Raw genomic sequence first — 26,750 nt, 5'->3', positions numbered from 1 at the left:
CGGCGTTCTGGCAATTGCTCTTGTGGGTCTAGGAAGCGGACTCATAACGCTTTGATCCAGATGCGTGTCGCGGCGAGTTTGACGGCGGCGAGATAGTTGTCGGCGCGCCGGTCGTATCGGGTGGCGATGCCGCGCATCTGTTTGAGGCGATTGAAGAAGCGCTCGACGCGGTTGCGCTGGCGGTAGACCCAGCGGCTGAAGGCGAAGGTGTCTTTTCGGGTGATGCGCGGTGGTATGTTCGCCCATCCGCCGCGGGCGGCCACGAAGGATCGGATACCGTCGGTGTCGTAGGCCTTGTCGGCGAGCACGGTGGCACCCGGCATCACTGTTTCCAACAGCCCCGCCGCCATGGGGGCGTCTCCCGCCTTGCCGGCGGTCAACGCCAGGCGAACAGGCCGGCCCTCGGCATCGACAACGGCGTGGATCTTCGTCGTCAGCCCGCCTCGGGACTGTCCCATGCACGGATCGCCAGATCCCCCTTTTTCGCGCCGGCACCATGCTGGTGGACGCGGACACACGAGCTGTCGATCAATCACGATGTCGCCGTCGTAAGCCTCTGAGACCGCCTCCAAGAGCCGGTCCCACACACCCGAGGCCCGCCAACGGCAAAACCGGTTGTAGAGCGTCGTGCGCGGTCCATAGCGCTCCGGTACATCGCGCCACGACGACCCGGTGCGGAACCGCCACAGGATCCCGTTGATCACCCGGCGGTCATCCACACGCTTCACCCCGCGGCTCTTGCGCGGCAGCAGCGGCTTAATGATCGACCATTCCTTATCGCTCAACTCGTGACGGCGCATACCAACCTCCTTCTCAGAAGGTTGAATCAAATCTCATCATTCAACGAAACCCGTTTATGGGGACAGGCCCTAGGCGGATGGTGGATGTATGGACCGCACAGTATGGGCGGCCAGGCGGCAGGGCGAGGCGGACCGATAGTTGAGGTTAGCGTTCCGGAGTTTTCTCCCAACGGCCGTGCCGGAGAGATTCTGTTCAATGTCAACTGCTCAAGCTGCCATGGCGCCAATGCGGCCGGGTCCGAGGTGGGACCGCCGCTGATTCACCCCATCTATGAGCCAAGCCACCACGGCGATCCGGCGTTCTATCGTGCCACAGTAATGGGCGTTCAGGCACATCACTGGCGCTTCGGGAACATGCCAGCGGTTGAAGGGGTCTCTGAGCAGGACGTCGATATGATTGTGCGCTACGTTCGCGAGCTGCAAAGGGCCAACGGGATCTTTTGATGGGTGAGATCGGGGGTGGAAGCAAGGAGGAAGCGCGGGAAGGGTTGTCCGCGAACGCCTGCCTATTCCTGATCATGCTTCTGATCCTTGGCCTTATCGCACCCGCACAGGGTATGGCGCATCAGGCTCCGGCAGTTGCACTCTCCCCGGTGTACTTGGCAGTTGGTGAGCTGCGAACCGGAAGTACGCTCGAAGCGGAGCAGCCGTCGGATCCCAACCCGTTGTTTTTTGCAGGTCTGGGGATCGGCTGTTCGCTTGCCGGCCTCGATGTGCCTGCTCAGAGCGGTACCGACCAGGTAAGGGAGCCGGCGAAGGTCGGTCGCCCGCTTGTCAGACGGCCGGTTCTTGACGTCGCCCGGGCGCCGCCCAATCCCCCTCCGATCCTCGATCTTCGTTTTCAGACTGACTGATCCTGTAACGATCCGACGACGAACGGAGTTTGACGATGAAACGCAAGATGATTGCCGCGGTCGCGATGGCGGCTGCGATCGGAGCCGGTGCAACCACCGCGATCGCCCATGGCGGCGCCTCGGGCGTGGTGAAGGAGCGCATGGACTCCATGGAAGCGCTCGGCGACGCCATGAAGGAACTGACCGCGATGATGCGGGGTCAGCAGGATTACGGTGCCGAACGGGTCCGGTCGCTGGCCGCCACCATCGAAAGCCATGGCGGCGAGGCGCTGACCAGGCTCTTTCCCAAGGACAGCCTCGACCACCCGTCGGAGGCGCTGCCGGCGATCTGGAGCGATTGGGACCGGTTCAGTGCCCTGTCGGATCAGCTCTCCACATACGCTCAGGCTCTCGCCGCCGCAGCCGACAATCAACGGCCGGCGGGCGGCGCCCAGGGCGGAATGATGGGCCAGGGGATGATGCATGGCCAGGGCATGTCCGGAGGGGGAATGATGGGCGGCGGCATGATGGGCGGGGGACAGGGTCCGACCGCCGAGATGCTGGCGCAGATGCCGCCTGACGGGGTGTTCTTCCATCTGGCCGATACCTGCTCGGCCTGCCACCAGAGCTTCCGCAAGAAGCAGAACTGATGGCCCGGACCTTATGGCTGATCGTCGGCGCCGCCGTCCTTCTGGGCGGCGGTGCCTTCGCGTGGCTCACTGCCAGTCCAAGCGTGCCCCAGCGCAACCTGGCGAGCCTCTCCGGCGACGTAAACCGCGGCGCCTATGTGGCGCGCCTGTCGGGCTGCATCGCCTGCCACACCGACCCGGCGGGCGACGGTGCCGTGCTGGCCGGTGGCGCCGGGATCGACACGGAGTTCGGCAGCTTCTTCGCGCCGAACATCACGCCCCACCCCGAGGACGGGATCGGGTCCTGGACGCTGGCGGATTTCTCCCGATCGCTGACGGCCGGAGAAGCGCCGGACGGCGGCCACCTCTTTCCGGTCTTTCCTTACAGCTTTTACACACGGCTGACCGATCAGGACGTGGTCGACCTCTGGGCCGCCGTCAACTCGGTCCCCGCCGTCGCCGGCGGTCCGCCCGAGCATCGGCTGCGGTTCCCGTTCAACTGGGCCCGCGGCGTCGGGCTGTGGAAGCGGCTGTATTTCAAGTCCGGGCCACAGGCACCGGTGGAAGGCTCGTCGGACGCCTGGCTTCGCGGGCGTTATCTGGCGGAGGCCGCAGCCCATTGCGGAGCCTGCCATACGCCACGGACCGGGCTCGGCGGCCTCGATTCCGACCGCAAGTTTGAGGGCGGCACCGGTCCCGGAAACGAGAAGATCCCGGCGATCACGCCCGAAGCCCTGGCGCGCGAGGGATGGACCGCCGACGATCTGGGCTATGCCTTCAGAACGGGTTTGACGCCCTCCGGCGACAGCCTGGGCGGAACGATGGCCGAAGTGATCCGCGACGGCACGCGGTACTGGAGCGATGCGGATATCGCGGCCCTGGTCGAATACCTGATGGATCCGGAGAAACAGCGATCAGGCGCCAATCGGTAGTGACCGACCATTCGACCCTCACCTGCCCGCCCGTGCAGACGGGCGCAGACGGCCCTTGACCTTCCGGTACTGGAAGCCCTATTTGACCGTCATGAAGCGCTTCATCGCCATCGCCACCGTGCTCCTGGTCGCCCTCTCCGCGGGGCTGATGGGGATGACGGATATGCATCGCAACGGAGCCGGGACCATGTCGGTGCCGCCGGTAGCAGAAACGGTCATGTCAGGGCACGTGCATGGTCCCGGTGAGCGTATGCAAGACCGGGCTGGTTACCATACGTCTTGTGCCATCGCGGGGCACAGCTGCACTGGCTATGTCACACCGGAAATGAAGTCTGTGTCCCGTCCTACCTTTGCCCGGCAAGCCTGGTCGGCGCCTTCCGACCAATTGGCCGCTGGGCTGCATGCGGAGGCGACAACGCCACCTCCTCGCGGCTGATCGGAACTCCGGAGGCCCAGTTCATCGGCCTCTGAAACCATCCGATTCAAATGCCTATTCGCGAGGATCTTCTTGATGACCTACCGCATGATGATGCGCGCCGCTGCGGTCGCGCTCGCCCTCACTGTATCGTCCGCCGGAATCGCCGCGGCGCAAACCGCCTCCCACGGAGGACATGGCAGCGCCGACAGCCATGGATCCACGACCTCCATCGGACAGCCCGGTAAGCCCTACGAAGCCAGCCGGACCGTCAGAATCAGCATGCACGAAAACTACTACGAGCCCGAGTCGGTCTCCGTTTCAGCGGGTGAGACAATTCGGTTCCTTATCAAAAACGAAGGCGAATTCGTCCACGAGTTCGCCATCGCTACCGCCGAGATGCACAAGTCCCACGCCCCCGAAATGATGATGATGGTCGAACACGGCGTTCTGCTTCCGGATCGGATCGACCAGGCCGCTGCCGAGAAGATGAAGGCGTCCATGGGCCACGGCATGCACGACGAAGGCAACAGCGTGCTCGTTGAACCGGGGAAGTCTGGTGAGGTGATCTGGCGTTTCTCCGAGGCGCAAGATCTGCAGTTCGCTTGCAACGTTCCGGGCCATTATGAGTCCGGGATGATGGGCGACATCAAGATCAGCCACTGATCTTTCTCACGTTGCCGCCGGGCCGCCGAAAGCGCGGCCCGGCCTCCACATCAACTCTGCCATACGGAGACAAGCCGTGAGACCACGTTCCTATGCCCGGGCCTGCGCGCTCGGAGTGGCGATCGCCACCTCCTTCGCGACCGGCAGCCTTGCCGGCGAATACGATATCACCGTCGACCGGATCACGCTCGAGACCGGCGACTTCAGCAAGACCGGGATCGGCTACAACGGATCATCGACGCCAACGGTCCTGCGCTTCAAGGAAGGCGAGGAGGTCACGATCAACGTGACCAACAACCTCGATGAGGACACGTCCATTCACTGGCACGGGCTGATCCTGCCGTACCAACAGGACGGCGTGCCGGGCATTTCCTATGAGGGAATCAAGTCGGGCGAGACCTTCACATACCGTTTCCCCATCGTGCAGAGCGGCACCTACTGGTTTCACAGCCATTCGGGCTTCCAGGAGCCGGACGGGGCCTATGGGGCGATCGTCATCGAGCCGAAGGAACGCGAGCCGTTCCGCTTCAACCGCGAGTATGTCGTCCAGCTCACCGACGCCCACCCCCACTCCGGTGACCGGATCATGCGGAACCTGAAGCTTATGCCGGACTACTACAACCGGCAGCAGCGCACCCTGCTTGACTTCCTGGACGACAGCCGGGACCGGGGGCTGGCCTCCGCCCTCGACGACCGCAGCGCCTGGGGCGAGATGCGCATGATGCCGACGGATGTGGAGGACCTTCAGGGCTTCACGCCGCTGATCAACGGCATGGGCCCATCGCAGAACTGGACCGGTCTGTTCGAGCCAGGCGAGCGGATCCGGCTGCGCTTCATCAATTCCTCGGCGATGACCTATTTCGATATCCGCATTCCCGGGCTGCAGATGACCGTGGTGCAGGCCGACGGCAACAACGTGCAGCCGGTGACCGTCGACGAACTGCGGATCGCCGTGGCCGAGACCTATGACGTGATCGTGCGACCGACCGAGGACCGGGCCTATACGGTCTTCGCGGAATCCATGGGCCGCACGGCTTTCGCGCGCGGCACCCTGGCGCCCCGGTCGGGGATGGAGGCGGAGGTGCCGGACCTGCGCGAACCGCCGCTCCTGACCATGGCGGATATGGGCATGGCCCATGGCGAGCACGGGTCCATGGATCAGGGCGCGATGGGCCAGGGCGCGATGGATCATGGCTCAAATCAGCCGACGCACACCATGCCCGACAGCAGGGTCATGCAAGGCATGAACCATGGCACGATGGACCATAGCGCTATGGGACATGGAACCATGGGCCAAAGTTCGGGACAGCCGACGCACATCATGTCCGACGGCTCGGTCATGCAGGGTATGGACCACGGGACCATGGCGGCGGCACCGGCCGATCCGTTCTACGCCCCCGGCAGCGGTCTCACCCCCCAGGCGGCGGATGGCGGCAAGTTCCTGTCCTATGCCGACCTGAAGGCGCAGAAGCCACTCTACGAGCACCGCGACGCGACCCGAGAGATTGAGCTGCGCCTGACCGGCAACATGGAGCGCTACATCTGGTCAATCAACGGCGTGAAATTCTCTGACGCCGAGCCGATCCGGCTGCAGTACGGCGAGCGGGTTCGCTTCAAGTTCGTCAACGAGACGATGATGACCCACCCGATGCACCTGCACGGAATGTGGTCGATCCTCGATGTCGGACAGGGCAAGTGGAACCCGATCAAGCATGTGGTCAGCGTCGCGCCCGGCACGACGGTCTTCATGGAGACGGAGGTCGACGCGCCCGGTCAGTGGGCCTTCCACTGCCATCTCTCCTATCACGCCGACAGCGGCATGTTCCGCAAGGTCGTCGTGGAAGGTGGGCCGGTCGGCAAGAGCGCCGACCTCGACACCACCTCGAACCACGCCACCGGAGGCTAACATCATGCGCAGAAATATACTTGTAACCGCGGCGTTGGTTCCGGCGCTCCTCTGGACGGTCCCGGCCTCGGCCGAACCTCTGATCTACGGCCTGCAGGTCGAACAGGCCGAGCGTCGGTTCGACGACGGGTCGGACCTCTATGCCTGGGATTTCGACGCCCTGGTGGGGACCGACGAGCTAAAAGTCGTCTGGCGCAGCGAGGCGGAGTACCTCACCGAAGGCAAACAGTTTGAAACCCTAGAGAACCAGCTTCGTCTTCAGAAGCCGATCTCCACCTTCTTCGATGCGGTGGTCGGCGTCCGGCTGGATACGCCTCGCGGCGAGGATCGCGCCTACGGTGTGGTCGGGGTGAAGGGCCTGGCTCCGCAATGGTTTGAGATCGATGCCGATCTCTATGTCGGAGAGACCTCCTTCGTGCGGATCGAGGCCGAGTACGAGGGGCTTATAACCAACCGAATCATACTGACGCCAAGCGTCGAGTTGGATACCCCGCTGGGGGACGACGCGGAACTTGGGGTCGGCGCCTTTGCGCCGAAACTCGAGCTCGGTGCCCGCCTCAGCTACGATCTTCTGGACCGTGCGGTCTCGCCATATATCGGCGCCCATTACGAGCGCCGGTTCGGTGAGACAGCCGATCTCGCCCGGGCGGAGGGCGAGGCGAGGGACAACCTGTTCTTCGTAGTCGGCACGAAGATGCTGTTCTGACCCGCTGACGCGCCATCCGACCAAGTCCGGTGATCGGGCAACATCGTCGTGGCGCCCGATCACCGCCCCCGGCCGTACCGAGCGGACACACTGGTCTTCACGGTTCGGCTGGTCCTAGCGCCCGCTTGGTACGAGTTCGGCTACTCGTTCTCCGGTGTCAGCGGGCACATGAGCAAGGTGAGGATCCATGCTTGCAATAGATGTCATGACGGACCGCGTGGTGACGGTCTCCCCCGGAACCACCGTCGAAGAAATCGCTCAAACCCTGCTCAACAACCGGATCAGTGCAGTTCCGGTTGTTGACCCCCACAATCGCTTGGCCGGGTTGGTCAGCGAAGGCGACCTGATGAGGCGGCTGCAGAATGAAGGTGACCGTAGAGGTTCCTGGTGGCTTGAGGCATTCACAGGGTCAAGCACAGCTGCCGCAGATTTCGTGAAGGTGCATGGCACAAAGGCCGAGGACATCATGACCCGGGATGTCGTCACTGTTGCGCCAACGACGCCGGTGCACGAGATCGCGAAGACTCTGGAGACCCGCCGGATCAAGCGTGTTCCGGTGGTCGAGGACGGCCGGGTAATGGGAATCGTCAGCCGCGCCAATCTCCTGCACGGGCTGGCTTCAGCAGAGAAGATGTCCGCTCCCAGTGGCGACGACCGTGCGCTTCGCGTGGCCGTCGTCAACGCGATCCGCGCGACTCCAGGGGTAGACCCATCCCTGCTGAACGTCACCGTTAGGGACGCGGTCGTGACGGTCTGGGGTGTGACTGACACAGACGACGAAAGCCGTGCGGTGAAGGTCGCGGTCGAAGAAACCCCGGGCGTGTCGGAAGTCCACCTGCAACTGGGGCATGTTCCAGCCTGGGCCTGGGGACTCTGAACACCCGGCTACCGTATCAGCCGTTCGGGCGGCAACACCCGAACGGCCTGGACCTATACAGAACACCGGGGACGACATGGCCTCCAGCACTTACCAGAAGAACAGCATCACGCTGATCGACGGCATCTCGATGGGAACTGGCGTGATGATCGGCGCCGGAATCTTCGCCCTCACCGGGCAGATCGCAGATCTGGCGGGTCCGTTGTTTCCGCTGTCTTTCGTTGCCGGTGCGCTGGTGACCGGGTTCAGCGCTTACACCTACGTGAAGATGTCGAACGCGTATCCTTCGGCCGGTGGCATCGGGATGATCCTCCAGAAAGCCTACGGCCCTGGCGGGATTGCGGCCGGCGCGGCGGTTCTCATGGCGCTGTCCATGGTCATCAACGAAAGCCTAGTCGCGCGAACCTTCGGAACCTATGTGCTTCGGCCTTTCGACATTGGCACTGACAGCCCGCTCGTGCCGGTTCTGGGGGTCGGCCTCATTGTCTTCGCCTATCTGGTTAACGTCTCCGGAAACCGGTCCGTCGGCCTCGTGTCGCTGATCATGGCGGCCTTGAAGATCGGGGGGATCGCGTTCTTCGGGGCGGCGGCGCTTTGGGCCGGGGGCTTCTCCTTCGAACCACGAGCCAGAGCCGACGACCTGCCGTTGACGGGCTTCGTGGCGTCGATGGCGCTCTCAATTCTGGCGTTCAAGGGCTTCACGACGATCACCAACAGCGGCGCTGAGATGGTAGATCCGCATCGCAATGTCGGCCGCGCGATCACCGTATCGATCCTTGTCTGCGTTGTCGTCTACCTGCTCGTCGCCTTCGCGGTCGGCTCCAGTCTTTCGCTCGACGAGATCGTCGCTGCAAAGGATTACGCTCTCGCGGAGGCGGCGCAACCGACACTCGGGTTATACGGCTTCTATTTTACGGTCGCCCTCGCCGTTCTGGCGACCGCGTCCGGTCTGCTTGCCAGCATCTTCGCGGTGTCGCGGATGCTCGCCATGCTGACCGACATGAAGATGATACCACACAGCCATTTCGGCATGCCTGGTGGGATCCGCGACCATACCCTGGTCTATACCGTGGTCGCCGCAGCGGTGCTCACTGTTTTTTTCGACCTCAGTCGTATCGCCTCACTCGGCGCTTTTTTCTACTTGGTCATGGACATCGCGATCCATGTTGGCGTGTACCGGTGGCTGAAGCACGAGATCGGCGCGCAGGGCTGGGTGATGCTCATTGCGATCCTATTGGACGTCTTAGTTCTCGGCGCGTTCGCGGTGATGAAATGGCAGTCGGATCCGGTCATCGTCGTCATTGCGGTTGTCGCCATGGTCTGTGTCTTCGCCTTTCAGCGGATCTATCTCCGCCGATGGCTGGGCGAGGGCGACAACGGCCATGATGCGGGGCACGGATGAAACGGTTCGCACTAGATCGACTCCCGGAGCTACGGGCATCGGAAATGCAAGCCGACCTACTCTCGGCATTCGTTCGGGTCGGTATCTTCGTGGTCCTTGTGGCGACAGTTGCACTGTCCGCGACTGATGGTGGGATCCACCAGGGGGCGGTGATCGATATCGGTCTGTACGGCTTAGCCACAGGGGCGAGCCTGGTTCTGGCCTGGCGCAGGTTGTATCACCCGATCTTGCCCTTCGCGTTTGCTACATTCGACGTGGTCCTGATCGTGACCCACATGCACATCATGGCAAACACGATGGGATTGAGTGCGGGGATGGGCTCCGTGCCTGCCTCCACGCTGATGTTCGTGGTCCTGATCCATGCGTCGATGCGCTACCAGCCGGCGCTTATCGCGTACATCGTGGCGCTCTTCTTGATTTCGGTGCTTGTAACATCGTTGCTGCCGTTCCCGGGTATGCCTATGGCGATGCCGCAACGCATGGCTGCAACGGGGCTTCGGCCCATGGGGGAGATCTTCGCATTCGATGTCCTGCCACCGGTGCTGGTCGCGACGGCTGGCACGATCCTGGTACTAGGCGTTTACCGAACCAGGCGGCTGCTACTCCGTTCTATCGATCAGGCGGCGCGCAGCGCCCGTCTTTCCCGCTTCTTTTCCCCGCGGATCGCTGAGAGGTTGAGCCGCGACGAACTCAATGGCCTTTCATCCGGCCTGAGACAGCCCGTGGCGGTCCTGTTCGTCGATATTAAGGGCTTCACGTCGATGGCCGAGACCATGTCCCCGGAGGAACTCGGCACGATGTTGTCCGAGTTCAGGGAGCGTGTCACCGAATGCGTTTTCCGCCACGGTGGAACCGTTGACAAGTTCATCGGCGATGCGGTGATGGTTGTTTTCGGCGCACCAATCTCAGGTCCTGATGACGCTAGGGGCGCCGTTGAGTGCGGCGTAGATGTCCTGAAGACGGTGGCAGAGTGGTCAAAGGAGCGAATGAGTTCAGGTGAAGCGGGAATCGAGATCGGCATCGGCGGTCACTACGGCGAAGTGTTTGTAGGCGTCCTGGGAAGCGGGCGGCTGCTCGAATATACCGTCATCGGAGATACGGTGAACGTGGCCGAGCGGCTGGAGCGGCTCAGTCGTGAAACGGATTGTCCCCTCGTCACTTCGCGGACGCTACTGAACGAAGCCGGGATACCGAATGACGGGGCGAGATGGTCTGCACTCGGCGAGCACACGCTTCGTGGTCGAACTACTCCCATAGAAGCGATGGGCCTGATGCGCTGAACGGCCATTGTGAGGAGTGGACGGTGGAGCTGCCACCTCGTCATGCCCCCGCCCGTCTCGACCAATTCCAGCTTCTAACCCATCCTATGCTCCCGGCCCCACCAATCCCTCGTTCTCTCTCACCCAACCGTACGCGACGAACGGTCTGTCAGGAGCACTCCCCACGTTCCAATCAGTCTCCAGGTGCGATGTCCGGCCGTCGCCGACAGGCGTCAGGATCTGGCGCCACATCCAGCCCCGGATGGCCTGCTCCAGTGTGATCGCCAGGCGAGCAGGCCGAGGCCGATCGCCGCGCCCAGCCAGTTGGGGCAGCGCCGTCGTGGGTGGCCGGAGCCTTCAATTCCGACCGTTTTTTCATCCATCAAGCCGGCTCTTCGCGCTCCGGCAACGGCCGTCCGACGCTGAGGATCGCGTCAAAGAACAGGCTAGGCCGGCCCCAGAGCGAGTTGACAAAGATCGCGGTCACGCTCGCGGCCATGGCGACCATCGCCCAGACGGGATAGAGAAGGCCTGTCGCGGCGACCGGTACGCCGATGCCGTTGAACAGGACGGCGAGCGAGACATTCTGGAGCATTTTCCGATATCCCTCGCGGCTGATTTCGCGCGCCTCGGCGACGTTCGATATGTGGTCGTTGAGAATGATGATGTCGGCGGCGTCGATGGCGATGTCGGTGCCCGAGCCCATGGCGATGCCGACATCGGCTTGCATCAGTGCTGGCGCGTCGTTGATCCCGTCGCCGACCATCGCCGTGCGCCCGCGTTTCTGGAGATCTCGGATCAGCTCGGCCTTTTCCCCCGGCAGCACCCCGGCATGCACCTCGTCGAGTCCGAGATCTTTGGCGACGCGGGCTGCTGTTCGCTCGTTATCGCCGGTGACGAGCACGGTGCGAACACCGGCGTCGCGAAGCCGGGTGATTGTATTGGCCGCATCGTCACGCGGTGCGTCGCCGAGCGCCAGAAGTCCAATGAACTCGCCGTCCCGAACGACTACAATGACCGTGCGTCCCTTGTCCTCAAGTATGCAAATCCGTCGTTCCATCGACGTGAGCTCGACACCGCTCTCCGATATGAAGCGTGGGTTGCCGACCAGCACGGTCGTGCCGTCGATACGTGCTGTGACGCCCTTGCCCGGCGTCGCTTCGAAGGTCTCGGCGTCGGGCGGTGTCAGGCCCGCCTCGAAGGCTGCCTCAACCACGGCTTCAGCCAGAGGATGTTCCGATGCCGCTTCGGCGGCTGCGGCGAGGGCGAGAAGCCCATCGGTATCCCCCGACACCGCCTCGACCTCCTGGACGCGCGGGCGCCCCTCGGTCAGCGTACCGGTCTTGTCGAAGGCAATCTGGCGAACCAGCCGGTAGCCCTGGAACGCCTCGCCGGTGCGCATCAGGATGCCCTTCTCAGCCGCCTCCCCTGCCCCGCGCACGATCGACAGCGGCGCAGAGATGCCGACGGCGCATGGATAGCCCATTACGAGCACGCTGAGGCCCGCAAACACCGCGCGCTGTAAGTCCGGCGTAAAGCCGAACATTTGCGGCAGAAGCGCCCAACCGAGGAAAGAGACGACCGAAATTGTGAGCACGGCAGGCGTGTAGACCCTGAGCACGCGGTCCACGAGATGCAGCAGGCCGGGCTTGAGGGCACGGGCATCTTCGACTTCGCGCGCGACGCGTTGCAAGAAGCTCTCCGTGCCGACGGCCGTGACCCGGATCAGCAGGGTGCCGTTGCCGTTGATGGTGCCGCCGATGACCGTGTCGCCCTCCTGCCGCTCGACCGGCATCGGCTCGCCGGTGACCAGCGACTGGTCCACCGCCGAGCGGCCCTCGACGACCTCGCCGTCCACGGGCAAGCGCTCGCCGGGCCGGACGCGCACCACGTCCTCTTGTGCCACCTCCGAAAGCGCGACCTCCGTTTCGCGGCCGTCGCGCTGAACGCGGGCGGTGTCCGGCTGAAGGTCGAGCAGACGCTTGACCGCTTGCGAGGATCGCGTCTTGACGATCAGCGACAGCCACTCGGAGAAGATGTGATAGGTCGCGACCATGACCGCGACTGCGAAGAACGGCGCAGTCGGATAGCCAGGACGGTCCAGAGCGAGGCCGATGAATCCGCCGGCCAGTCCGGCGAAGGCGCCGGCCTCCAGCAGCACGTGCTGGTTCAGGATGCCGCGGCGCAGCGCCTGAAATGCCATCACCAGGATGTGCCGGGCGACGCCGAAGACGAGGGCGGCGGCGATTCCGCCGACGATCCAAGGCGTGGCGCCGGCAAGTGTCCCGTCGCTCTTGAGGGCGAGCAGACCAATCGTGACCGCGCCGAGACTTCCCGCCCCGGCGCTCGCAGGCCACAGCCCACGCGCCCGGAGCACCAGGAAAACGAAGGCGACGAGGCTGACCGTCGCCAGCGCCGGCAGGATCAAGGACAGGGGGCCGGCCGGATCGGTGATTAAGGCGATGGAAAGCAAGCTGAACGCCGTCGCGGTGAGGAACCGGCGACCCTCGGTGACGAGCTCGCGCTCCTCCTCCTCGAAGGGGCGCAGCTTGTTCGGGTCGTGGATCGTGTAGCCGATGTCGCGAAGCGTCCCGAGCAGAGCGTCCGGTGTCGTCGCCTGCGGATCGTATTCGACCAGCGCCTGCTCGTGGGTCAGGCTGACTGCGACCTTGTCGACGCCCGCCTGCCGGCCGAGCGCTTTTTCGATGGTGCCGGTGCATAGCGAGCAGTGCAGCCCGCCGATGCGCGCGCGGCCCGGGCGCTCGGAAGGCTCCTCGCTCCACGGCGTCGATGCCTTATGGGAGACAGTGGTTGTCTTCATGGCATGCGTCCTTTCATGCGGCGGAGGCCTTCACCGGATCGATGTCGGCGAACAGACCGAACCAGATCGACCACGCGCCGAGCGCGATGAGGACCAGCCCCGCCACGATCGGATACCGTCCCGAGAGTGCGGCGAAACGGTCGAGCAGACCGCGCGCCGCCGGGATCAACACCACGGCGACCAGCGGCAGTGACAGGAACAGGCCGAAGACGGCCAAGGCGACGAAGCCCGCCAGGGCGGTCGCCGCGCCCGAGGCAGCTGCCCCCGCCAGAAGCGCCAGGAGAAGTGGCGCGGCGCAGGCCGGGATATTGAGTCCGAACAGCAGGCCGAGACTCGCGGACCCGCCGAGCCCGCTCAGCCGCTTGAGGCTGGGTCCCAGCGAGACCATCAAGGCGCGGGCGCGCCCCGTCGCGAGCAGCAGACCCAGCGCGACATAGAGGGCGCCCAGCATCAGCCAGCCGCTCTTCTGGAGGTCAAGGAACATCGAGCCGATCACGGCGGCAAGAACGCCCAGCACTCCGATGAAAATCGCGCGCGCGAACGCGAACAGGGCGGTCTCCGCGAGCTTAGCCGCCGCGCTCTTGCCTTCGAGATACTTCACGAAGACGAGGCTCGACCCGATCGAGCAGGGCTCGACAAATCCGATCAGGCCGAGGCCGGCCGGGATCGCGACCACGCCAAGGAAGCTCGGCTCGATCATTTGTCGGATTCGCCCGCCGTGAAGCCGCCCTTGGCAATCGCCGCCGCAAGGTCGCCCGCCGAGGACGAGGTCTGGTCGTGCAAAACGCGCGCCTGGCGCTCGTCGAACGAGGCTTCGGCCTTGCGCACGCCCGGGACGCGCGAGAGCAGCGCCTCAATCGTGCGGGCACACCCGTCGCAGTGCATGCCCTCGATGGTCAGGATCGTGGTCTTCATCGCTCGGCTGCCTTTCTCGAACGTGGACGTTGGGGACTCGGGATCGGCGGCGCTCGCTTCGCGCTGCATGGCGTCGAGGATCGTGCAGGCCTTGACGTCGCCGCCGCCCGGACAGCTCGCGATCAAGTCGTCGAGCGCCTCGCGCATTTGCGAAAGCCGATCGAGCTTGGTCTGCACCTCGGCGCGCTTCTCGATCGCGCGACCGCGCACATCGGCGCAGTCGGCGTTGGGGTCGGCGCGCAACGACAGAAGCTCTTCGATCTCCGCCAGCGAAAAACCGATCTCCTGCGCCTGCCGGATGAACCGAATGCGGTCCACCGTCTCTGGCGAATAGGTTCGGTATCCGTTCTCCGGCTTGCGTGGCTGCGCAATCAAGCCCCGGCGCTCATAGAACCGGATCGTCGCGATCCGCACGCCTGCCGCCTTCGCCGCCCTGCCGATCGTTGGGGTAGCCATGTGCTTCCTCCTTATTGCTTATTCTGGACCCTGTACTATGGTGCAGGGTCAATGTCTGATTCGATCGTGAAAGCAGCAGGCAAAGCGCCTCAGACGGCGGCATTAGATGGCAGGGAATGTACCGGTGGGGGCACCACCCTTCTGTTGGGCTTGTGCGGCGTTATCCGATACGCCCAAGCAGTGGGAATGCGTCGAGCAGCCAGTATGAGAATGCCGAGAGCTGACCGGTCATCATGGTGATCCCCATCGCGACCATAACGCCCCCTGCGATTTGTTGGAGCCGGCGGCCGACGCGTCCAATGGTGCGCAAGCGCCTTGCGAGGCGGTCGGTGAAAGCGGCGGCGAACAGAAACGGGATACCCAGTCCGGCGGAATAGATGGCGAGCAGGGCGACGCCTTCCGCGACGGTCGCGGATGCGGCGCTGGCCGTCAGGATGGCGCCGAGAATCGGCCCAATACAGGGCGTCCAGCCGAATCCGAAGGCAATGCCGAGGACATAGGCAGAAAGCGGCCGTCCACCCGGAACGGACAGGTGGAACCGGAACTCTCGTTGCATCACCGTGATTTTTGCCATGCCGATCATGAACAGACCGAACAAGATCACGATCGCACCGCCCACGAGATTGAGCTCATACCGGTAGCTCAGCAGCATCTGGCCGAGCGCAGTCGCGCTTGCGCCCAGAGCCATGAAGATTGTGGAGAACCCGACGACGAAGTAGAGGCCCATGCTGATTGCCTGCCGTCGATGGTCGGACGGCTCGATGTACACGGTGCTCGTCGTATGCCCGGCGACATAGGAGACGTAGCCCGGCACCAACGGCAGCACGCAGGGCGAGACGAACGATACGGCGCCAGCCAGAAACGCGGCGATCAGGCCGATCCCAGACAGATCAAGCATCGACGATCACTGGCTTTCGACGCACCGTTGGGAGCGCCCTGGCAAGACTGAAACCGGCGAGCGGGACGATGATCCATTGCAGGACCGGGCTGAGTCCGACGTCCAGAATCGGGATTGCGGGCATCAGTTCGCGATAGGCCCAGGCTTCCCGTATCTCGATGTTCAGCCATTCGCTGAAAATCGTATAAGCAAGCCCAAAGACGACGGTGCCCGCAAATACAGGAACCTTGCGTTCCGTGGGCCACGCTCCGTCGCCGAAAAGGAACAGGGACAGCATGACGACGCTGAGCGCGATGAGGATATCGCCACCAGTGCAATGGATGGCTGCGAAGATGATCTCCCCTGCCGACCCTGTTTCCCACAGCGTATAGAGTGGCATATGTGCGAATTCCCAGATCAGGTTCGCGAAGGCGACAAAGGTGATATAGCGGCGCAGCGCCGAAAGCCATCCGACCGCGCCTTCACCGCGCATAGGGTCCATGTCCCGATGGGCGCCTGTCATTGAAACAACCCCTTGAGGTTCTCCCACCAGTCAGGCGCCCCCGGCTTCGCGGGGCGGTCGGGGGCATTGGTGAGCCCGTTGATGTAAAGCACGAGGTTCAACGGCTCGAACCGCAGCCCGTGGAATTTTGCTGCGAACCGCCCGCCTCTGTCGATCACGTGGGTGGCCACCCCGTGCATCTGCTGCCCGTCATCGAGCGGCTCGAACTTGACGTTATAGGTCTCCGATAGAGCGCGCGTCGCATCCTCGGGATCGCCGGGGCGTCGGGTAAGAAACATCCAGTTGCGGGGATCGAGGCCATGTGCCTCGCCATAGCGCCGCAGAATGTCCGGCGTGTCGACTTCAGGATCGGTCGTCACGGTTATGAATTGGACCATGTCCTCCATTGGTGTGCCGTTGATTTTGGACTGGACATCCGCGATTAGTGCGGAATGGAGCGGGCAGACATCGGTGCAGCTGGCGAAGACGAAGTTGAGCACGACGATCTTGTCGGCGAAGTCTGACAGACGGACGGTATTTCCATCGGCATCGGCCAGTTTGAACGGTGGTGCCGGGCTGTCGATGGCCTGAAAGAACTGCTCCTTGCTGCCCATGAACTTGTCGAGATCGGCACCGGGATGATGCGCCATTGCCGGCACGGCGAAGGTGACCGTTGCAATTGCCAATGCGGCAAATCGTGCGAAATACATGTTGTCTCTCCGGAATATCTGGCCGGCCGGTGATACCTATTGGCCGCGTCACTCTTGTCGATGAAGCGATTGTGACGCTGCGTCCGCCTTGCCGTGGGTGGCGCAGGACCTTGCACCGCCGCCACGCATGCACAGGCCGAGGGCGCACATCGCGGCACAAGGCGCAAGGCTGAGTAAAATTGGTGCGGCACCCACGGCAGTCAGCCAGTCCCAGTTGAGTGCCAATCCCGCGCCCACGGTCCCGAGGGCCAGAAAAAGGACAATCCGCCGTCTTGATAGCCAAGGCAGCCAGAGTGATAAAGGCAGACGTGGGGCAGGTTCTGCGGCATTTCGGTCTGTGATCATTGGTTGGGTTCCTTTTCGGTGTATTTGGCGATCACAGCTTTGAATAAGGCGATCATCGCCGGTGTGTCCCATTCTGCTGGCCCGATCAGCCGACCGAGCTCCTGGCGATTCGGTCCGATGAGAAGTGTCCCTGGAAGGCCGAGAATCTTCAGATCGCGCGATGCCTTCATCGTCTCGTCGATGAAGATGTCCAGATGGGTGATACCGATCTCGTCGAAGAACCGGCGCACGACGCCGGCACCGGCGCGGTCTATCGACAGCGCCACGACATCGAAATGCTCCCCTCCGAGCGTCTCCTGGAGCCGGTCCAGTGTTGGCATCTCTTCACGGCAAGGACCGCACCACGTCGCCCAGACGTTCAGAAGGACGATCTTTCCCTGCCAACGGTCGAGCGTGAGCATATCGCCGCGTTCGTTAGTGAACGAAATTTGAGAGAGAGGCCGCGGCGTGTCGTGGAGTGGGACGGCAGTCGGTTCGGACGCTGCCGTTACCGATGGGAAAATGAGCCCGAGTACAAATCCGAGTGCAATCGCGACCTTCATCGATTGCCCTCCTTTTCCCGACGGCTGATCTCGGCCTGATGCGTTCGCTCGCGCTCGGGCCAAGTACTCTCGATGAAGGCCAGGACAGCGAGAATCTCGTCGTCGGAGAGCACGCCGCCGAAGCCCGGCATGTCGCTCTCATAGCTGCCGCCGACAACAGCGGCAGGCCCTTCCTTGGTGATGCGGAACAGCACGTCGTCGGGGTGATGCCACGTGTGCCCGGATGCATCATGGGGCGGTGCCGGCATGCGACCGGTCGGCAGGCGGCGCCGCCAGTTCGGCTGACCTTCCAGTTCTGCGCCATGGCAGGAGGCACAGTTCTCTGCGTAAATTGCTTGTCCGCGTTCCAGGCGTTCTGCGGACGGCCCCGTCGAACCGTTCCGGTCAAGTTCGACCCAGAGCAGGCTGGCCGCAGCGCCTCCGCCGAGCAGCGACACAACGCCGAAAGCGATCCGCGCCTTCAACGTTCGCCTCGGAAGAGGTATTTTATAAGAGCTGCGACTCCGAGGACGAGTAAGACGATCACGAGCAGCCACACAAGGCCCATGCCCCACATCATCATTCCGCCCATAGCGTCCATCATCTGGCCGCCCATGCCCATACCGGTCGGTGCGTTGTTCATGTCTTTTCCTTACTCGGTCGCGTAAAGGTGCGGGGCGCCGTCGCCGATGGCGTAGATCTCGAAGGCGCCGGTCTTGACCCCGCTCATGCCGGGCGAGCCCTGCGGCATGCCGGGTAGCGTGATTCCCTTGATACCCGGCCGCTCGGCGAGCAGGCGGTCAATAGTCGCAACAGGCACGTGGCCGCTGACCACATAGTCGTCGATGAAGGCGAGATGGCAGCCCTGGAAGCCGTCTGGAATCCCGGACGAGCGGCTCATGGGCACGAGTTCGTGGGTCGGCTCGACGGTGACGTCGAAGCCGTTTTCCCGAAGGTAGTCGGCATAGCCTTCGCAGCAGCCGCACTGCGGGTTCTTGTAGAGGGTCACCTCTTCGGCCTGCACGGCGGTGCCGAGCGTGAGATAGCCGGCGACGCCCAATACAGAGGCGGCCAAAACGGCGATGATGGACTTGCGCATGGTTTATTCCTTCCAAGTCGTGTCAGGCGACGCGGATGACGCCCATCATTCCGCCCGCCTGGTGTTCGAGAATGTGGCAATGGAACATCCAGTCGCCTGGGTTGTCTGCGACGAAGGTGATCTCGACCCGCTCGCGCGGCGCCATCAGGACGGTGTCCTGCCATTCGCGGTGTATCGTCGGCGCGCCGTTGCGCGAAATGACACGGAACGAATGACCATGCAGATGGATCGGATGATGCCAGGCGGTCGCGTTGGTCATCGCGATCACGTGGCTTCTGTCGCGTTCGAGCGTCAGCATCGGGTCGAGGACGTGCCCCTCTGCGGCCTTGCCGTTGATGAACCAGATGCCGTCGCCGTGCATCATGCCCATCATGCCGCTCGAACCGCCTTCTCCCATGCTGCCGCCCATCTCGCGCATCACCATGTCGCCCATCATGCCGCCGTTGAAAACGATCTCATGCCGGCGGACCGTTGCGGGATCGGGCTCCGGCAGGGGGTTGGCCGGCAGGGCGACGGACCAATTGGGTGCGCTGTCCCTGAGCGGCGCGTCGTCATAGGCGAGGTCGATTAGCCGGTATTCGAGGTCCTGATAGAATCTGTCGATGACCTGCGCCCGGCTGCCCGGCTCTGCAGTCATGTCGAGGATAAGATCGGCGCGCATCGCCGGTCCGAGAACGACAAGACCGCCTGCCGGTTCGTGCGGGGTGACCGGCTGGCCGTCGAGGGCAATGACCGTGGGCGCGTGATCCTGGAAATCGAGACCGAAAATGCGAGCGTTCGCGGCGTTGACGAGCCGCAACCTAACCCGCTCGCCGCGCCGCACCGCGAATTCGTCCGGCGCCCGGCCATTTATTGTGGCTGTATTGCCGACCCGGCCACCGTGGCTCATATCGTGGCGGTTGCCGAAATCCTCGCTGATCTCGGCGGACTGCGTCAGCCGCCAGTCGTCCAGCACCCAGGTCACCTCGCGGTCCACACGAAGTGGCTCGGCCTCCTCGATGATCAAAGGCCCGTAGAGACCGCGCCCGACCTGCTCAAAGCTGCGCTGGTGCGGGTGATACCAGAACGTCCCGGCATCGACCGCGTCGAACTCGTAATGGAAGGTCTCCCCAACGCCGATCGGCCGCTGGGTAAGATGCGGCACGCCGTCCATCGCGTTCGGCACGCGCAGCCCGTGCCAGTGGACGGTGGTCTTCTCGGCCAGGGCGTTCTCTACCGTGACGCGCAGACGCTCGCCCTGCCGCACGCGGATTTCCGGACCGGGAACGGTGCCGTTGTAGCACCAGGCCGGCGTTTTGCCGTGCGGCTCAGGCACGAGACGTGTCCGACCGGGTGCGGCGCGCAGCGAGATTTCTCTCGTCGTGGCCGCGCCCGCGGGATCTGTCATGAAGCCCGGCATCGCCAGGCTCGCGGTGCCGGTGGCGGTGGCAAGCGCCGTCAGCAGGCGTCGCCGTGACAGCGGCAGGTCGTGGATGGGGGACATTGTCGTGGTCTCATCTGATGTCGGGATTGCAGCACCCGCACGGATCTCAATCCGTGCATGGAGTCAGCGCGACAGCCGGCGCGAACGCCCGGCAATCGTGTTCCGACGCAGCGATCAAGGCGTACCTCGACCCGCGTCCGATCAGATGAGGGTTCGGGGAGGGTAAGGCTCCGGCAGACCAGTCCGGCCCGCCAAGCGTTGAACCAGCAGTGGCCTGGCCACGTGCGCAAAGTGGGGGCTGAACGGGTTGACCTGGCCCAGGCTCGCAGCGAACGAGACCGTACAGACGATGTCGCAGGTCGGTCCGTTGTCCTCGCCGTCAGTGTCGGTGCCGCAGCCCTCACAGTCCGCCATATCGGTTATGCCGGCATCGCCCAGGGCCATCTTGAGCGACATGGATGTCGCGCCCGCAGAATGCTCGACGATGCCCACCGCAAAGAGGGTGAGCAAAGCGAGGATAAAAATGCGGGTTCGCACGAGCATGGATCTTTATACGGTGCGGGCTGTGGACTGTCGAGGCGCAAGGTGTCGCGGTCTCCGAGATGGGTCTATCCCGCACAGCAGGACAGCATCGCGACGTCCTTGTCGAAAGTCTGGGCGGCAAGTTTCAGCGCTTCGACGGTCGTCAGATAGGGGAATATCGTCTCACCGAGCGCCTTCGCCGTCATGCCGGTCTTGAGGGCGAGGGCCAGCGTCTGGATGCTGTCGGCGCCTTCAGGCGCGAGGATCTGGCCGCCCAACAGCCGGTCGGTGCCCGCGTCCGCGATCAGCTTGACGAGCCCGCGCGTATCGCGCGCCGCAAGCGCCCGGGGCACCTGGTCGAGCGGCAGGATCGAGGTCTTGACGGCGAAGCCCTCTGCATTGGCAGCGGCTTCGCTCAGACCCACGCCCGCCACCTGCGGGTCGGTGAACACCACCCAGGGCATGGCGGTGTTGTCGTAGACGAGGCTGTCGCCGTTCAGCGCGTTGAGTGCGGCGAGCTTGGCGCCGTAGGCGGCCATGTAGACGAACTGGTCGCGACCGGTCACGTCGCCGGCGGCATAGAGACCGGCCTTGGAGGTGCGCATCCGCTCATCGATCGCGATGCCACCGTTGTTGGCGAGCTGGATGCCGTTTTCCGGAAGGTCGAGCCCGCGCGTGTTGGGCGACCGCCCGGTCGTTACGAGCACCCGGTCTGCCGTCAGCGTTTCCTCCCGGCCGTCGACTTCCACGGTCAGGGCAACCGCGCCATTTGCTTGCACGATCCGCCGATAGGCGAGGCTATCACGCACGGCCAGGCCCTCGTCGCGCAGGTACCCGGTCAGGGCGTCCGAGACTCCCGGCTCGGCCTCGGGCAGCAGACGCGATCGGGTCACCAGCGTCACCTCTGCGCCCATCCGTGCGAACATCTGGGCAAGCTCGCAGCCGATGTAGCCGCCGCCGACCACGATCAGAGAGCGGGGAAGCTCGGTCAGTTCCAGTGCGGTGGTGCTGGACAGCCACGGCACGTCGTCGATGCCGGGGATGTCCGGCGTTGCCGGCGCGGCGCCGGTCGTGATGATGGCCTTGCCTACCGGCATCACCTGTCCGTTCACGGCGATGCCGTCTGTGGTCAGGCGTGCGGCACCGTCGAGATAGGAAATGCCCGGCCAGGCGGACAGCAGGTCGATGTACTTGCCCTGACGGAGGCTCGTCACCAGTTCATCCTTGGCGCTCACAAGAGCTTGCCAGTCCGCCACCTGGGCCTCTCCGGCGAGGCCGGGAAAGCGGCTCGCAGCGCGCGCGCCATGCAGCGCCTCGGCGGCGCGGATCATTGTCTTCGATGGGACGCAGCCGACATTGACGCAGGTGCCGCCGATGGTGCCGTGGCCGATCAGCGCCACATTCGCTCCCTGTTCGGCCGCGGTGATGGCGGCGGAGAATCCCGCGGAGCCAGCACCCACAACGGCGAGGTCGTAGCGTCCGTCTGACGGCGGCGTGCGGCAGTCAGTCATGTCAGGTGTTCTCCTGTATTGCATTGGTATCAGTCGTGCAGCAGGCGGCAGCCCGTTGCCGCCGCCAAAGGCCGTAGGCCGTGATGCCGACAAAAACCGCCAGCGCGGGCAGCAGCACATAGTCGAGCCAGCCGAGCCAAGCCGACAGCCCGACCACGCCCAGCCCGATGACCAGCACCGGCGTGAAGCAGCAGATAGCGGCGATGACGGTGCCGATGACACCGGTCTTGATGAGCGTGGCGTCTTTCATATGCCCGCCCTCACGATTTCGGCTGGGCGGGATATCCCGCATTCGTCGACGCAGCGGCGATATCCGCCGTGGACGTGGTGCTCGGGTCGAACACGGCCGTGGCCGTCTTGGCTTCGAAGTCCACTTCGACGGAGCGCACCCCCTCGACCCCTTCCATGGCCTTGCGCACGGTGATCGGGCACATGGCGCAGGTCATTTTCTCTATGGTGAAGGTTTCCGTGGCGGTTTCCGTCGCTGCGGTTGTCGACTGCGCGTTTACCTGCGACTGCGGCACCAGGAAAAGCGCGGCGCCAATGGGCAGGATGGCTGCCGCCGCGGCTGTGATGAGGGGTCGTTTCATATGTTCGTCTCCTAGTAAAACAGCGGCGCCCACCAGTTGATCGTCAGCGCCAGAACGAGCAGCACCGTCCCGATCCAGAGGGCCGTTTGGGTGATGATTGAGGCCTGCGGCCGCGCGCAGTAACCGCCGTCCGCACACGCCTTTTTCGGCTTCACATACATTTGGTAGAAGCCGAGCCCGATGAAGACGAGGGTCATCGCAGCGAAGTAGGGCTTGTAAGGCTCCAGCGCGGTCAGATTGCCGATCCACGCGCCCGAGACGCCAAGCGTCAGCAACACCAGCGGCGCGATGCAGCAGGACGATGCCAGCACCGCGCCGATCAGCCCGCCGGCGGCATACCGGCGCTTTCTGTTGTCACCGGCATTTTCCGGGGTTTGGTGGACCTCGGAGCCGGTCTGCACCTCATGCATGTCGTTCTGTCCTCGATCTTCTTGTTCATTCAAGATAGGGTCTGTAGTAACTACAGGCTCAAGGGGCTATTGCAGAAAAGATGAGAAACGACACGTCAGGGAAGGGATTGCGCAGGGCCGCGCTGGCGCGCCGGACCGGCTGCAACCTGGAGACCATCCGCTACTACGAGAAGATCGGCATGATGCCGGAGCCGCCGCGCACGGAAGCGGGTTATCGCGTCTATGATGACCGCCATGTGGAGCGGTTGCGGTTCATTTTGCGGGCGCGTGAGTTGGGCTTCTCGCTCGACGATATCCGCGGGCTGCTCTCCCTCGTCGATCGCGGTACGCAGACTTGCGCCGAAGTGAAGGAGCGCACGGAACGGCATCTTGCTGATGTGCGTGAGAAGATCGCTGATCTCAAGCGCATCGAGCGAGTGCTGGCCGACACAGCAGCACAATGTTCCGGCGACGAGCTGTCCGATTGTCCCGTGCTGGAGGCACTGACTTCGTGAAACACCATGACGACCCAGCCCTGGGATTCCGGTACGGAAACCCCTCGTCGGACCAACGCCGGTGCCCTCTCTCCGCCATCACCCATACAAACGGCTAGTCAGATGTCTTTCGCTTACCGCCCATCACCAGGGCGGAGGCGCTTCGATCGACCCGCCGGGTCTCTTCCACATACCGCAGAGCCGTCACCGGCGTCTTCCAGCGCCCGGCGCGCTGCACGGCAGTGACATCCCCGTCGGTCGCCTCCGCCACGGCCGTCGCCATGCCCCGGCGCAGGCTGTGGCCGCCCCAGCGTATTGGTGCTGTGATGGTCTTGCCGCCCCGGTAGGTGCTCCGGACATCGAGACCCACCTCCCCTGCCCGCTCCTTCAGGATCAGCCGTACACTCTGCGCTGTCAGGGCCGTATGTTTGAGGCCGCCCAGCGGATCGAACGCCCGGAAGACCGGACCCTCCGATACGCCGGCCCGCTCCATCCAGTCGTTCACCGCCCGAACCGGACACAGGCTCGTACCCGTCTCTGCGATCACACAGACGTTGTCGCGATCGCCCTCGTCCGTCTTCGTGGTTCCCAACCAGATCTCATATCCGCCGTCGACCGCCTGCAGGTGATCCGCGTCTATCGCGACCAGTTCGCTTCGGCGCAGCGCCCCGGCATAACCGACCAGGATCAGCGCCCGGTCGCGCAGGCCGCGCAGCCAAGTCGTAACAATGGCCGCCACGATCGTCGTCAGATCCTCGATGCCCAGCGCCTGCACGGGCTCCTGACGCACCAGGACCGGGTTGTTGCGGGCCAGGCCCTTCAGCTGGTTGCGGATCGCCGGGTGTTTCCAGTCGAGCCCCTGCCCCGCCTCGCGGAAGAAGTGCTTCAGCGCCGCCAACCGCAGTTTGACCGTCGACAGCTTCTTGCGCGCCGCCGCATCCCCCGACGGCACCAGCGACGCTAAAAATGTCGCGATCTGCTCGGGGTGTTCGGTGAGCGGGGTCAGGTAGCGCGGCCGGCACCAGGCGCAGTATTGCCGCCAGCCGGTTTCATAGGCGCGCCGGGTGTTTTCGCTCAAGGCCGCGTCGTTGTTGCGGCCGGCATCGCCGAGGTTCGCGATCAACGCCCGATCGAGTGACGGGTCGAGCTCGACCACGCCTGGTGCCGTCGGGGGTTTCCGTACCATTTTCCCTGAAAGTACCGGTAGGGATTGCCTTTATTAATCAATGTGTTAGAGAATTCGGCCAAATTGGATTATGCGCTTTTTCAATAACTTAGACGCCATTTCTGTTCTCTGAGACTCATCCGACCGAATCACCCTACGCTCGTCGTCCATATGATGCGGGGTAGACGATGGAGAGCTGGCGCCAGCAGTTCCTTGGTTTGGATGCGGTGCCGGCATCGTTGACGTTGGCCGAGATCGAGTTCTTCTTCGCGCCAACCGAGCAGGACCAAGCGTTCGTCGGTAACCGCCGACGGCCGCTGACCCGCCTCGGTCTGATCCTGCAGATCGGCTTTCTCCGGTTGACCGGGCGGCCACTCTCCGCGTTCGAGCGTCTACCAGCGGCAGTACTCTCGTGTGGGGGTTGCCGTACCATTCTTGCAAAAAGTGCCGGGACCGATTGGAACGTGGGGGTTGCTCCTGACAGGCCCTTCGTCGCAGACGGTCGGTTGAGAAGATCGAGGGATCGACGGCGTCGGGAGCATTAAATGGGTTGGAAGCTGGAACTGGTTGAGACGGGCCGGGGCACAGCCTCACGGCGCATCGCGGTTGCGCGGCTCGATGAGATCGTCGCTCCGGCAAGCGTCGAGGACATCGGTCTCAACCACGGCACTGCGCAGCGGATACTCGGTGACATTCAGCGCGCTGTCGTGGCGCTCCAGGAGGATGCTCTACGGGCGAAGGCCGACCTGCGGCGCCGGCTCGATCCGACGGTGCGGCTGAAGGACTACCGGCTTCGCAGGATCCAGAGCCTCCACGGCACGCTGACGATCCGTGTCCCACGCCTCATGCGCACCGGGAGAGTGGAACCAGTGCCGCCACTGCTGGCCGGATCGGCACGCTCGACCGCAGAGTACCGGCTGCTGCTGGCTCGCCTCGGTGCCTGGATGAGCTTCCGCGCGGCCGCCGGGTTGGTCGAAGAGTTGTTCCCGCAGGCATCGGGTGGATGTGCGGACACCGTGCGACGGCGGATATTCGACGAGGCGGAGCGGATCTCGGCGCGACCGCTAGGGAAAGCCAGGACCGAGACGCCGGCGCGGTCGATCGACCTTGGGGTCGACACCACCTTCGTGCGCAGTTGTGCGACCCGCGGACCCCGCCATCACGAGGTGCTGATCGGCATCGGTGTCGCCGACAACGGGCGGAGCCACCGGATCGGCGGGGCGATCGCGGCGCTCGAGATGCCGGCGGACCTGATCGTCGACGCTCTTCGTCAGCTCGGCCGGCACGATGCGACGGCGGTCACCGCCTTTACGGACGGCGACAAGATGCTGCGCCGATACCTTCTGAGGGCGAACATCGAGGAGCGGCCCGTTCTCGACTGGCCGCACCTGGCGCGGCGCGTGCAGGTCGCGAAGACCACGGCCAAGGGACTGCGCGTCCTCACCGAACGAGAGTACCGCGCTCGGCCAGCGATCGGGCGTCTGCTCGACAGCCTGCACTGGCGGCTTTGGAACGGCCAAACAGACAGGGCCCGCGATGCGCTTGTGCAGATCGAGCGCCGACTGCGCGCCTTCGATGCCGGTCGGGCACGGTCCGGCCGAACGGCAGCGCCAGCCCGGCGACTGCGCACAGCCATCGGCAATTTCGCAGACTACATCAATGGCCAGAGCTCCTATCTGGTCGATTACGCCCGGCGCCAGCGGGCCGCGCAGCCGGTCGGTACATCGACCTCGGAGGGCTTGGCGAATGCCTTGGTGAACCGGCGCATGAACAAACTGCAGCAGATGCGCTGGTCAACCGCCGGCGCACACGCCGTCGTCACCGTACGCGCGAACTTCATGAACCAAGCCTCGTACAAGATGGCAACGACAAACTGGAAAGCCGCCTGACCCCCACGTTTCAAGCAGTCCCCGGTACTTTCAGGGAAAATGGTACGGAAACCCCTTTAGGGTCTCGTCGGATGGGTTCCGACGGTTGCGTGTCGA

General features: G+C 64.0%; 31 protein-coding genes. 13 read left to right on the top strand and 18 right to left on the bottom strand.

The window, feature by feature from the left end:
* Nucleotides 1-41: 41 nt before the first annotated feature.
* Complete coding sequence (locus T8K17_RS25965; protein WP_245565555.1) at nt 42-800, bottom strand: IS5 family transposase; 759 nt, start codon at nt 798-800, stop codon at nt 42-44.
* A gap of 102 nt (nt 801-902) precedes the next feature.
* On the opposite strand from T8K17_RS25965, the gene T8K17_RS25960 reads away from it, so the two are divergent.
* The 10 genes from T8K17_RS25960 to T8K17_RS25915 all read left to right on the top strand — a co-directional run bounded on the left by T8K17_RS25960 (nt 903) and on the right by T8K17_RS25915 (nt 10,446).
* Entirely contained in the window at nt 903-1,244 is a 342-nt protein-coding gene (locus T8K17_RS25960; RefSeq protein ID WP_322335046.1) for a cytochrome c, read from the top strand.
* A complete protein-coding gene (locus T8K17_RS25955) occupies nt 1,244-1,654 on the top strand; it encodes a hypothetical protein (RefSeq protein ID WP_322335045.1) in 411 nt (136 codons plus the stop codon). Before T8K17_RS25960 ends, T8K17_RS25955 begins: the two co-directional genes overlap by 1 nt.
* 35 nt (nt 1,655-1,689) lie before the next feature.
* Nucleotides 1,690-2,283: a cytochrome c gene (locus T8K17_RS25950; RefSeq protein WP_322335044.1), complete on the top strand. Its 594-nt coding sequence runs from the start codon at nt 1,690-1,692 to the stop codon at nt 2,281-2,283.
* On the top strand, nt 2,283-3,194 hold the full coding sequence (locus tag T8K17_RS25945) for a cytochrome c (protein ID WP_322335043.1): 912 nt from the start codon (nt 2,283-2,285) through the stop codon (nt 3,192-3,194). The genes T8K17_RS25950 and T8K17_RS25945 overlap by 1 nt, the downstream gene beginning before the upstream one ends.
* 511 nt (nt 3,195-3,705) lie before the next feature.
* Nucleotides 3,706-4,275, top strand: coding sequence for a cupredoxin domain-containing protein (locus T8K17_RS25940; protein WP_322335042.1), 570 nt, complete (start codon nt 3,706-3,708; stop codon nt 4,273-4,275).
* Nucleotides 4,276-4,390: 115 nt separating this feature from the next.
* Nucleotides 4,391-6,181, top strand: coding sequence for a copper resistance system multicopper oxidase (locus T8K17_RS25935; RefSeq protein ID WP_322335150.1), 1,791 nt, complete (start codon nt 4,391-4,393; stop codon nt 6,179-6,181).
* Between the two features lie 4 nt (nt 6,182-6,185).
* Nucleotides 6,186-6,887: a copper resistance protein B gene (locus tag T8K17_RS25930; protein ID WP_322335041.1), complete on the top strand. Its 702-nt coding sequence runs from the start codon at nt 6,186-6,188 to the stop codon at nt 6,885-6,887.
* Between the two features lie 187 nt (nt 6,888-7,074).
* Nucleotides 7,075-7,764: a CBS domain-containing protein gene (locus T8K17_RS25925; protein ID WP_322335040.1), complete on the top strand. Its 690-nt coding sequence runs from the start codon at nt 7,075-7,077 to the stop codon at nt 7,762-7,764.
* A 76-nt stretch (nt 7,765-7,840) separates the two neighbouring features.
* A complete protein-coding gene (locus T8K17_RS25920; protein WP_322335039.1) occupies nt 7,841-9,166 on the top strand; it encodes an APC family permease in 1,326 nt (441 codons plus the stop codon).
* A 44-nt stretch (nt 9,167-9,210) separates the two neighbouring features.
* The gene (locus T8K17_RS25915; protein ID WP_322335038.1) at nt 9,211-10,446 is read left to right on the top strand and encodes an adenylate/guanylate cyclase domain-containing protein; all 1,236 of its coding nucleotides are present in this window, start codon (nt 9,211-9,213) and stop codon (nt 10,444-10,446) included.
* Between the two features lie 361 nt (nt 10,447-10,807).
* Here T8K17_RS25915 and T8K17_RS25910 read toward each other — a convergent pair whose 3' ends face one another.
* From T8K17_RS25910 to T8K17_RS25830, 16 genes are all read right to left on the bottom strand, one after another.
* A complete protein-coding gene (locus tag T8K17_RS25910; RefSeq protein WP_322335037.1) occupies nt 10,808-13,246 on the bottom strand; it encodes a cation-translocating P-type ATPase in 2,439 nt (812 codons plus the stop codon).
* A gap of 13 nt (nt 13,247-13,259) precedes the next feature.
* On the bottom strand, nt 13,260-13,946 hold the full coding sequence (locus T8K17_RS25905) for a hypothetical protein (protein WP_322335036.1): 687 nt from the start codon (nt 13,944-13,946) through the stop codon (nt 13,260-13,262).
* Nucleotides 13,943-14,617, bottom strand: coding sequence for a MerR family transcriptional regulator (locus T8K17_RS25900; RefSeq protein ID WP_322335035.1), 675 nt, complete (start codon nt 14,615-14,617; stop codon nt 13,943-13,945). Before T8K17_RS25900 ends, T8K17_RS25905 begins: the two co-directional genes overlap by 4 nt.
* A gap of 160 nt (nt 14,618-14,777) precedes the next feature.
* Nucleotides 14,778-15,515: a cytochrome c biogenesis CcdA family protein gene (locus tag T8K17_RS25895; RefSeq protein WP_322335034.1), complete on the bottom strand. Its 738-nt coding sequence runs from the start codon at nt 15,513-15,515 to the stop codon at nt 14,778-14,780.
* Complete coding sequence (locus T8K17_RS25890; protein ID WP_322335033.1) at nt 15,508-15,987, bottom strand: hypothetical protein; 480 nt, start codon at nt 15,985-15,987, stop codon at nt 15,508-15,510. The genes T8K17_RS25895 and T8K17_RS25890 overlap by 8 nt, the downstream gene beginning before the upstream one ends.
* 26 nt (nt 15,988-16,013) lie before the next feature.
* Nucleotides 16,014-16,706 carry an SCO family protein gene (locus tag T8K17_RS25885; protein ID WP_322335032.1) on the bottom strand — a complete coding sequence of 231 codons (693 nt, stop codon included), beginning with the start codon at nt 16,704-16,706 and terminating at the stop codon, nt 16,014-16,016.
* 341 nt (nt 16,707-17,047) lie between these two features.
* A complete protein-coding gene (locus T8K17_RS25875) occupies nt 17,048-17,593 on the bottom strand; it encodes a TlpA disulfide reductase family protein (RefSeq protein WP_322335030.1) in 546 nt (181 codons plus the stop codon).
* The gene (locus tag T8K17_RS25870) at nt 17,590-18,057 is read right to left on the bottom strand and encodes a c-type cytochrome (RefSeq protein ID WP_322335029.1); all 468 of its coding nucleotides are present in this window, start codon (nt 18,055-18,057) and stop codon (nt 17,590-17,592) included. Before T8K17_RS25870 ends, T8K17_RS25875 begins: the two co-directional genes overlap by 4 nt.
* The gene (locus T8K17_RS25865; RefSeq protein ID WP_322335152.1) at nt 18,054-18,215 is read right to left on the bottom strand and encodes a hypothetical protein; all 162 of its coding nucleotides are present in this window, start codon (nt 18,213-18,215) and stop codon (nt 18,054-18,056) included. The genes T8K17_RS25870 and T8K17_RS25865 overlap by 4 nt, the downstream gene beginning before the upstream one ends.
* 9 nt (nt 18,216-18,224) lie before the next feature.
* Nucleotides 18,225-18,671, bottom strand: coding sequence for a DUF411 domain-containing protein (locus T8K17_RS25860; RefSeq protein WP_322335028.1), 447 nt, complete (start codon nt 18,669-18,671; stop codon nt 18,225-18,227).
* A gap of 22 nt (nt 18,672-18,693) precedes the next feature.
* A complete protein-coding gene (locus T8K17_RS25855; RefSeq protein WP_322335027.1) occupies nt 18,694-20,154 on the bottom strand; it encodes a multicopper oxidase family protein in 1,461 nt (486 codons plus the stop codon).
* A gap of 141 nt (nt 20,155-20,295) precedes the next feature.
* The gene (locus tag T8K17_RS25850) at nt 20,296-20,637 is read right to left on the bottom strand and encodes a hypothetical protein (protein ID WP_322335026.1); all 342 of its coding nucleotides are present in this window, start codon (nt 20,635-20,637) and stop codon (nt 20,296-20,298) included.
* A gap of 65 nt (nt 20,638-20,702) precedes the next feature.
* Nucleotides 20,703-22,127 (bottom strand): mercury(II) reductase, encoded by a 1,425-nt coding sequence (merA, locus tag T8K17_RS25845; protein WP_322335025.1) that lies wholly within the window; start codon nt 22,125-22,127, stop codon nt 20,703-20,705.
* Between the two features lies 1 nt (nt 22,128).
* Nucleotides 22,129-22,377 (bottom strand): mercury resistance system transport protein MerF, encoded by a 249-nt coding sequence (gene merF, locus T8K17_RS25840; RefSeq protein WP_028793070.1) that lies wholly within the window; start codon nt 22,375-22,377, stop codon nt 22,129-22,131.
* A 10-nt stretch (nt 22,378-22,387) separates the two neighbouring features.
* A complete protein-coding gene (locus T8K17_RS25835) occupies nt 22,388-22,717 on the bottom strand; it encodes a heavy-metal-associated domain-containing protein (RefSeq protein ID WP_028793071.1) in 330 nt (109 codons plus the stop codon).
* 11 nt (nt 22,718-22,728) lie between these two features.
* Nucleotides 22,729-23,127, bottom strand: coding sequence for a mercuric transporter MerT family protein (locus tag T8K17_RS25830; RefSeq protein WP_322335024.1), 399 nt, complete (start codon nt 23,125-23,127; stop codon nt 22,729-22,731).
* A gap of 80 nt (nt 23,128-23,207) precedes the next feature.
* Between T8K17_RS25830 and T8K17_RS25825 the strand changes: the two genes are divergently transcribed.
* The gene (locus T8K17_RS25825) at nt 23,208-23,621 is read left to right on the top strand and encodes a helix-turn-helix domain-containing protein (RefSeq protein ID WP_322335023.1); all 414 of its coding nucleotides are present in this window, start codon (nt 23,208-23,210) and stop codon (nt 23,619-23,621) included.
* 94 nt (nt 23,622-23,715) lie between these two features.
* Here the strand turns inward: T8K17_RS25825 and T8K17_RS25820 are convergent, their stop codons facing one another.
* Nucleotides 23,716-24,756: a tyrosine-type recombinase/integrase gene (locus T8K17_RS25820; protein WP_322335022.1), complete on the bottom strand. Its 1,041-nt coding sequence runs from the start codon at nt 24,754-24,756 to the stop codon at nt 23,716-23,718.
* Nucleotides 24,757-24,953: 197 nt separating this feature from the next.
* Here T8K17_RS25820 and T8K17_RS26345 point away from each other — a divergent pair, with 197 nt between their 5' ends.
* The gene (locus T8K17_RS26345) at nt 24,954-25,310 is read left to right on the top strand and encodes a DUF4158 domain-containing protein (RefSeq protein WP_416153205.1); all 357 of its coding nucleotides are present in this window, start codon (nt 24,954-24,956) and stop codon (nt 25,308-25,310) included.
* On the top strand, nt 25,311-26,654 hold the full coding sequence (locus tag T8K17_RS25815; protein ID WP_322335021.1) for a hypothetical protein: 1,344 nt from the start codon (nt 25,311-25,313) through the stop codon (nt 26,652-26,654).
* Nucleotides 26,655-26,750 lie beyond the last annotated feature (96 nt).

The sequence above is a fragment of the Thalassobaculum sp. OXR-137 genome (assembly GCF_034377285.1).
GTDB lineage: Bacteria > Pseudomonadota > Alphaproteobacteria > Thalassobaculales > Thalassobaculaceae > Thalassobaculum.
Note: the sequence above shows the minus strand (reverse complement) of the source record. Positions and strands in the feature narration are given on the sequence as shown.

Bases quoted from the DNA above. Each gene is read 5' to 3' on its own strand.
- T8K17_RS25965 (WP_245565555.1), bottom strand. From the start codon at position 800: ATGCGCCGTCACGAGTTGAGCGATAAGGAATGGTCGATCATTAAGCCG.
- T8K17_RS25960 (WP_322335046.1), top strand. From the start codon at position 903: ATGGGCGGCCAGGCGGCAGGGCGAGGCGGACCGATAGTTGAGGTTAGC.
- T8K17_RS25955 (WP_322335045.1), top strand. From the start codon at position 1,244: ATGGGTGAGATCGGGGGTGGAAGCAAGGAGGAAGCGCGGGAAGGGTTG.
- T8K17_RS25950 (WP_322335044.1), top strand. From the start codon at position 1,690: ATGAAACGCAAGATGATTGCCGCGGTCGCGATGGCGGCTGCGATCGGA.
- T8K17_RS25945 (WP_322335043.1), top strand. From the start codon at position 2,283: ATGGCCCGGACCTTATGGCTGATCGTCGGCGCCGCCGTCCTTCTGGGC.
- T8K17_RS25940 (WP_322335042.1), top strand. From the start codon at position 3,706: ATGACCTACCGCATGATGATGCGCGCCGCTGCGGTCGCGCTCGCCCTC.
- T8K17_RS25930 (WP_322335041.1), top strand. From the start codon at position 6,186: ATGCGCAGAAATATACTTGTAACCGCGGCGTTGGTTCCGGCGCTCCTC.
- T8K17_RS25925 (WP_322335040.1), top strand. From the start codon at position 7,075: ATGCTTGCAATAGATGTCATGACGGACCGCGTGGTGACGGTCTCCCCC.
- T8K17_RS25920 (WP_322335039.1), top strand. From the start codon at position 7,841: ATGGCCTCCAGCACTTACCAGAAGAACAGCATCACGCTGATCGACGGC.
- T8K17_RS25915 (WP_322335038.1), top strand. From the start codon at position 9,211: ATGCAAGCCGACCTACTCTCGGCATTCGTTCGGGTCGGTATCTTCGTG.
- T8K17_RS25910 (WP_322335037.1), bottom strand. From the start codon at position 13,246: ATGAAGACAACCACTGTCTCCCATAAGGCATCGACGCCGTGGAGCGAG.
- T8K17_RS25905 (WP_322335036.1), bottom strand. From the start codon at position 13,946: ATGATCGAGCCGAGCTTCCTTGGCGTGGTCGCGATCCCGGCCGGCCTC.
- T8K17_RS25900 (WP_322335035.1), bottom strand. From the start codon at position 14,617: ATGGCTACCCCAACGATCGGCAGGGCGGCGAAGGCGGCAGGCGTGCGG.
- T8K17_RS25895 (WP_322335034.1), bottom strand. From the start codon at position 15,515: ATGCTTGATCTGTCTGGGATCGGCCTGATCGCCGCGTTTCTGGCTGGC.
- T8K17_RS25890 (WP_322335033.1), bottom strand. From the start codon at position 15,987: ATGCGCGGTGAAGGCGCGGTCGGATGGCTTTCGGCGCTGCGCCGCTAT.
- T8K17_RS25885 (WP_322335032.1), bottom strand. From the start codon at position 16,706: ATGTATTTCGCACGATTTGCCGCATTGGCAATTGCAACGGTCACCTTC.
- T8K17_RS25875 (WP_322335030.1), bottom strand. From the start codon at position 17,593: ATGAAGGTCGCGATTGCACTCGGATTTGTACTCGGGCTCATTTTCCCA.
- T8K17_RS25865 (WP_322335152.1), bottom strand. From the start codon at position 18,215: ATGAACAACGCACCGACCGGTATGGGCATGGGCGGCCAGATGATGGAC.
- T8K17_RS25860 (WP_322335028.1), bottom strand. From the start codon at position 18,671: ATGCGCAAGTCCATCATCGCCGTTTTGGCCGCCTCTGTATTGGGCGTC.
- T8K17_RS25855 (WP_322335027.1), bottom strand. From the start codon at position 20,154: ATGTCCCCCATCCACGACCTGCCGCTGTCACGGCGACGCCTGCTGACG.
- T8K17_RS25850 (WP_322335026.1), bottom strand. From the start codon at position 20,637: ATGCTCGTGCGAACCCGCATTTTTATCCTCGCTTTGCTCACCCTCTTT.
- merA (WP_322335025.1), bottom strand. From the start codon at position 22,127: ATGACTGACTGCCGCACGCCGCCGTCAGACGGACGCTACGACCTCGCC.
- merF (WP_028793070.1), bottom strand. From the start codon at position 22,377: ATGAAAGACGCCACGCTCATCAAGACCGGTGTCATCGGCACCGTCATC.
- T8K17_RS25835 (WP_028793071.1), bottom strand. From the start codon at position 22,717: ATGAAACGACCCCTCATCACAGCCGCGGCGGCAGCCATCCTGCCCATT.
- T8K17_RS25830 (WP_322335024.1), bottom strand. From the start codon at position 23,127: ATGCATGAGGTGCAGACCGGCTCCGAGGTCCACCAAACCCCGGAAAAT.
- T8K17_RS25825 (WP_322335023.1), top strand. From the start codon at position 23,208: ATGAGAAACGACACGTCAGGGAAGGGATTGCGCAGGGCCGCGCTGGCG.
- T8K17_RS26345 (WP_416153205.1), top strand. From the start codon at position 24,954: ATGGAGAGCTGGCGCCAGCAGTTCCTTGGTTTGGATGCGGTGCCGGCA.
- T8K17_RS25815 (WP_322335021.1), top strand. From the start codon at position 25,311: ATGGGTTGGAAGCTGGAACTGGTTGAGACGGGCCGGGGCACAGCCTCA.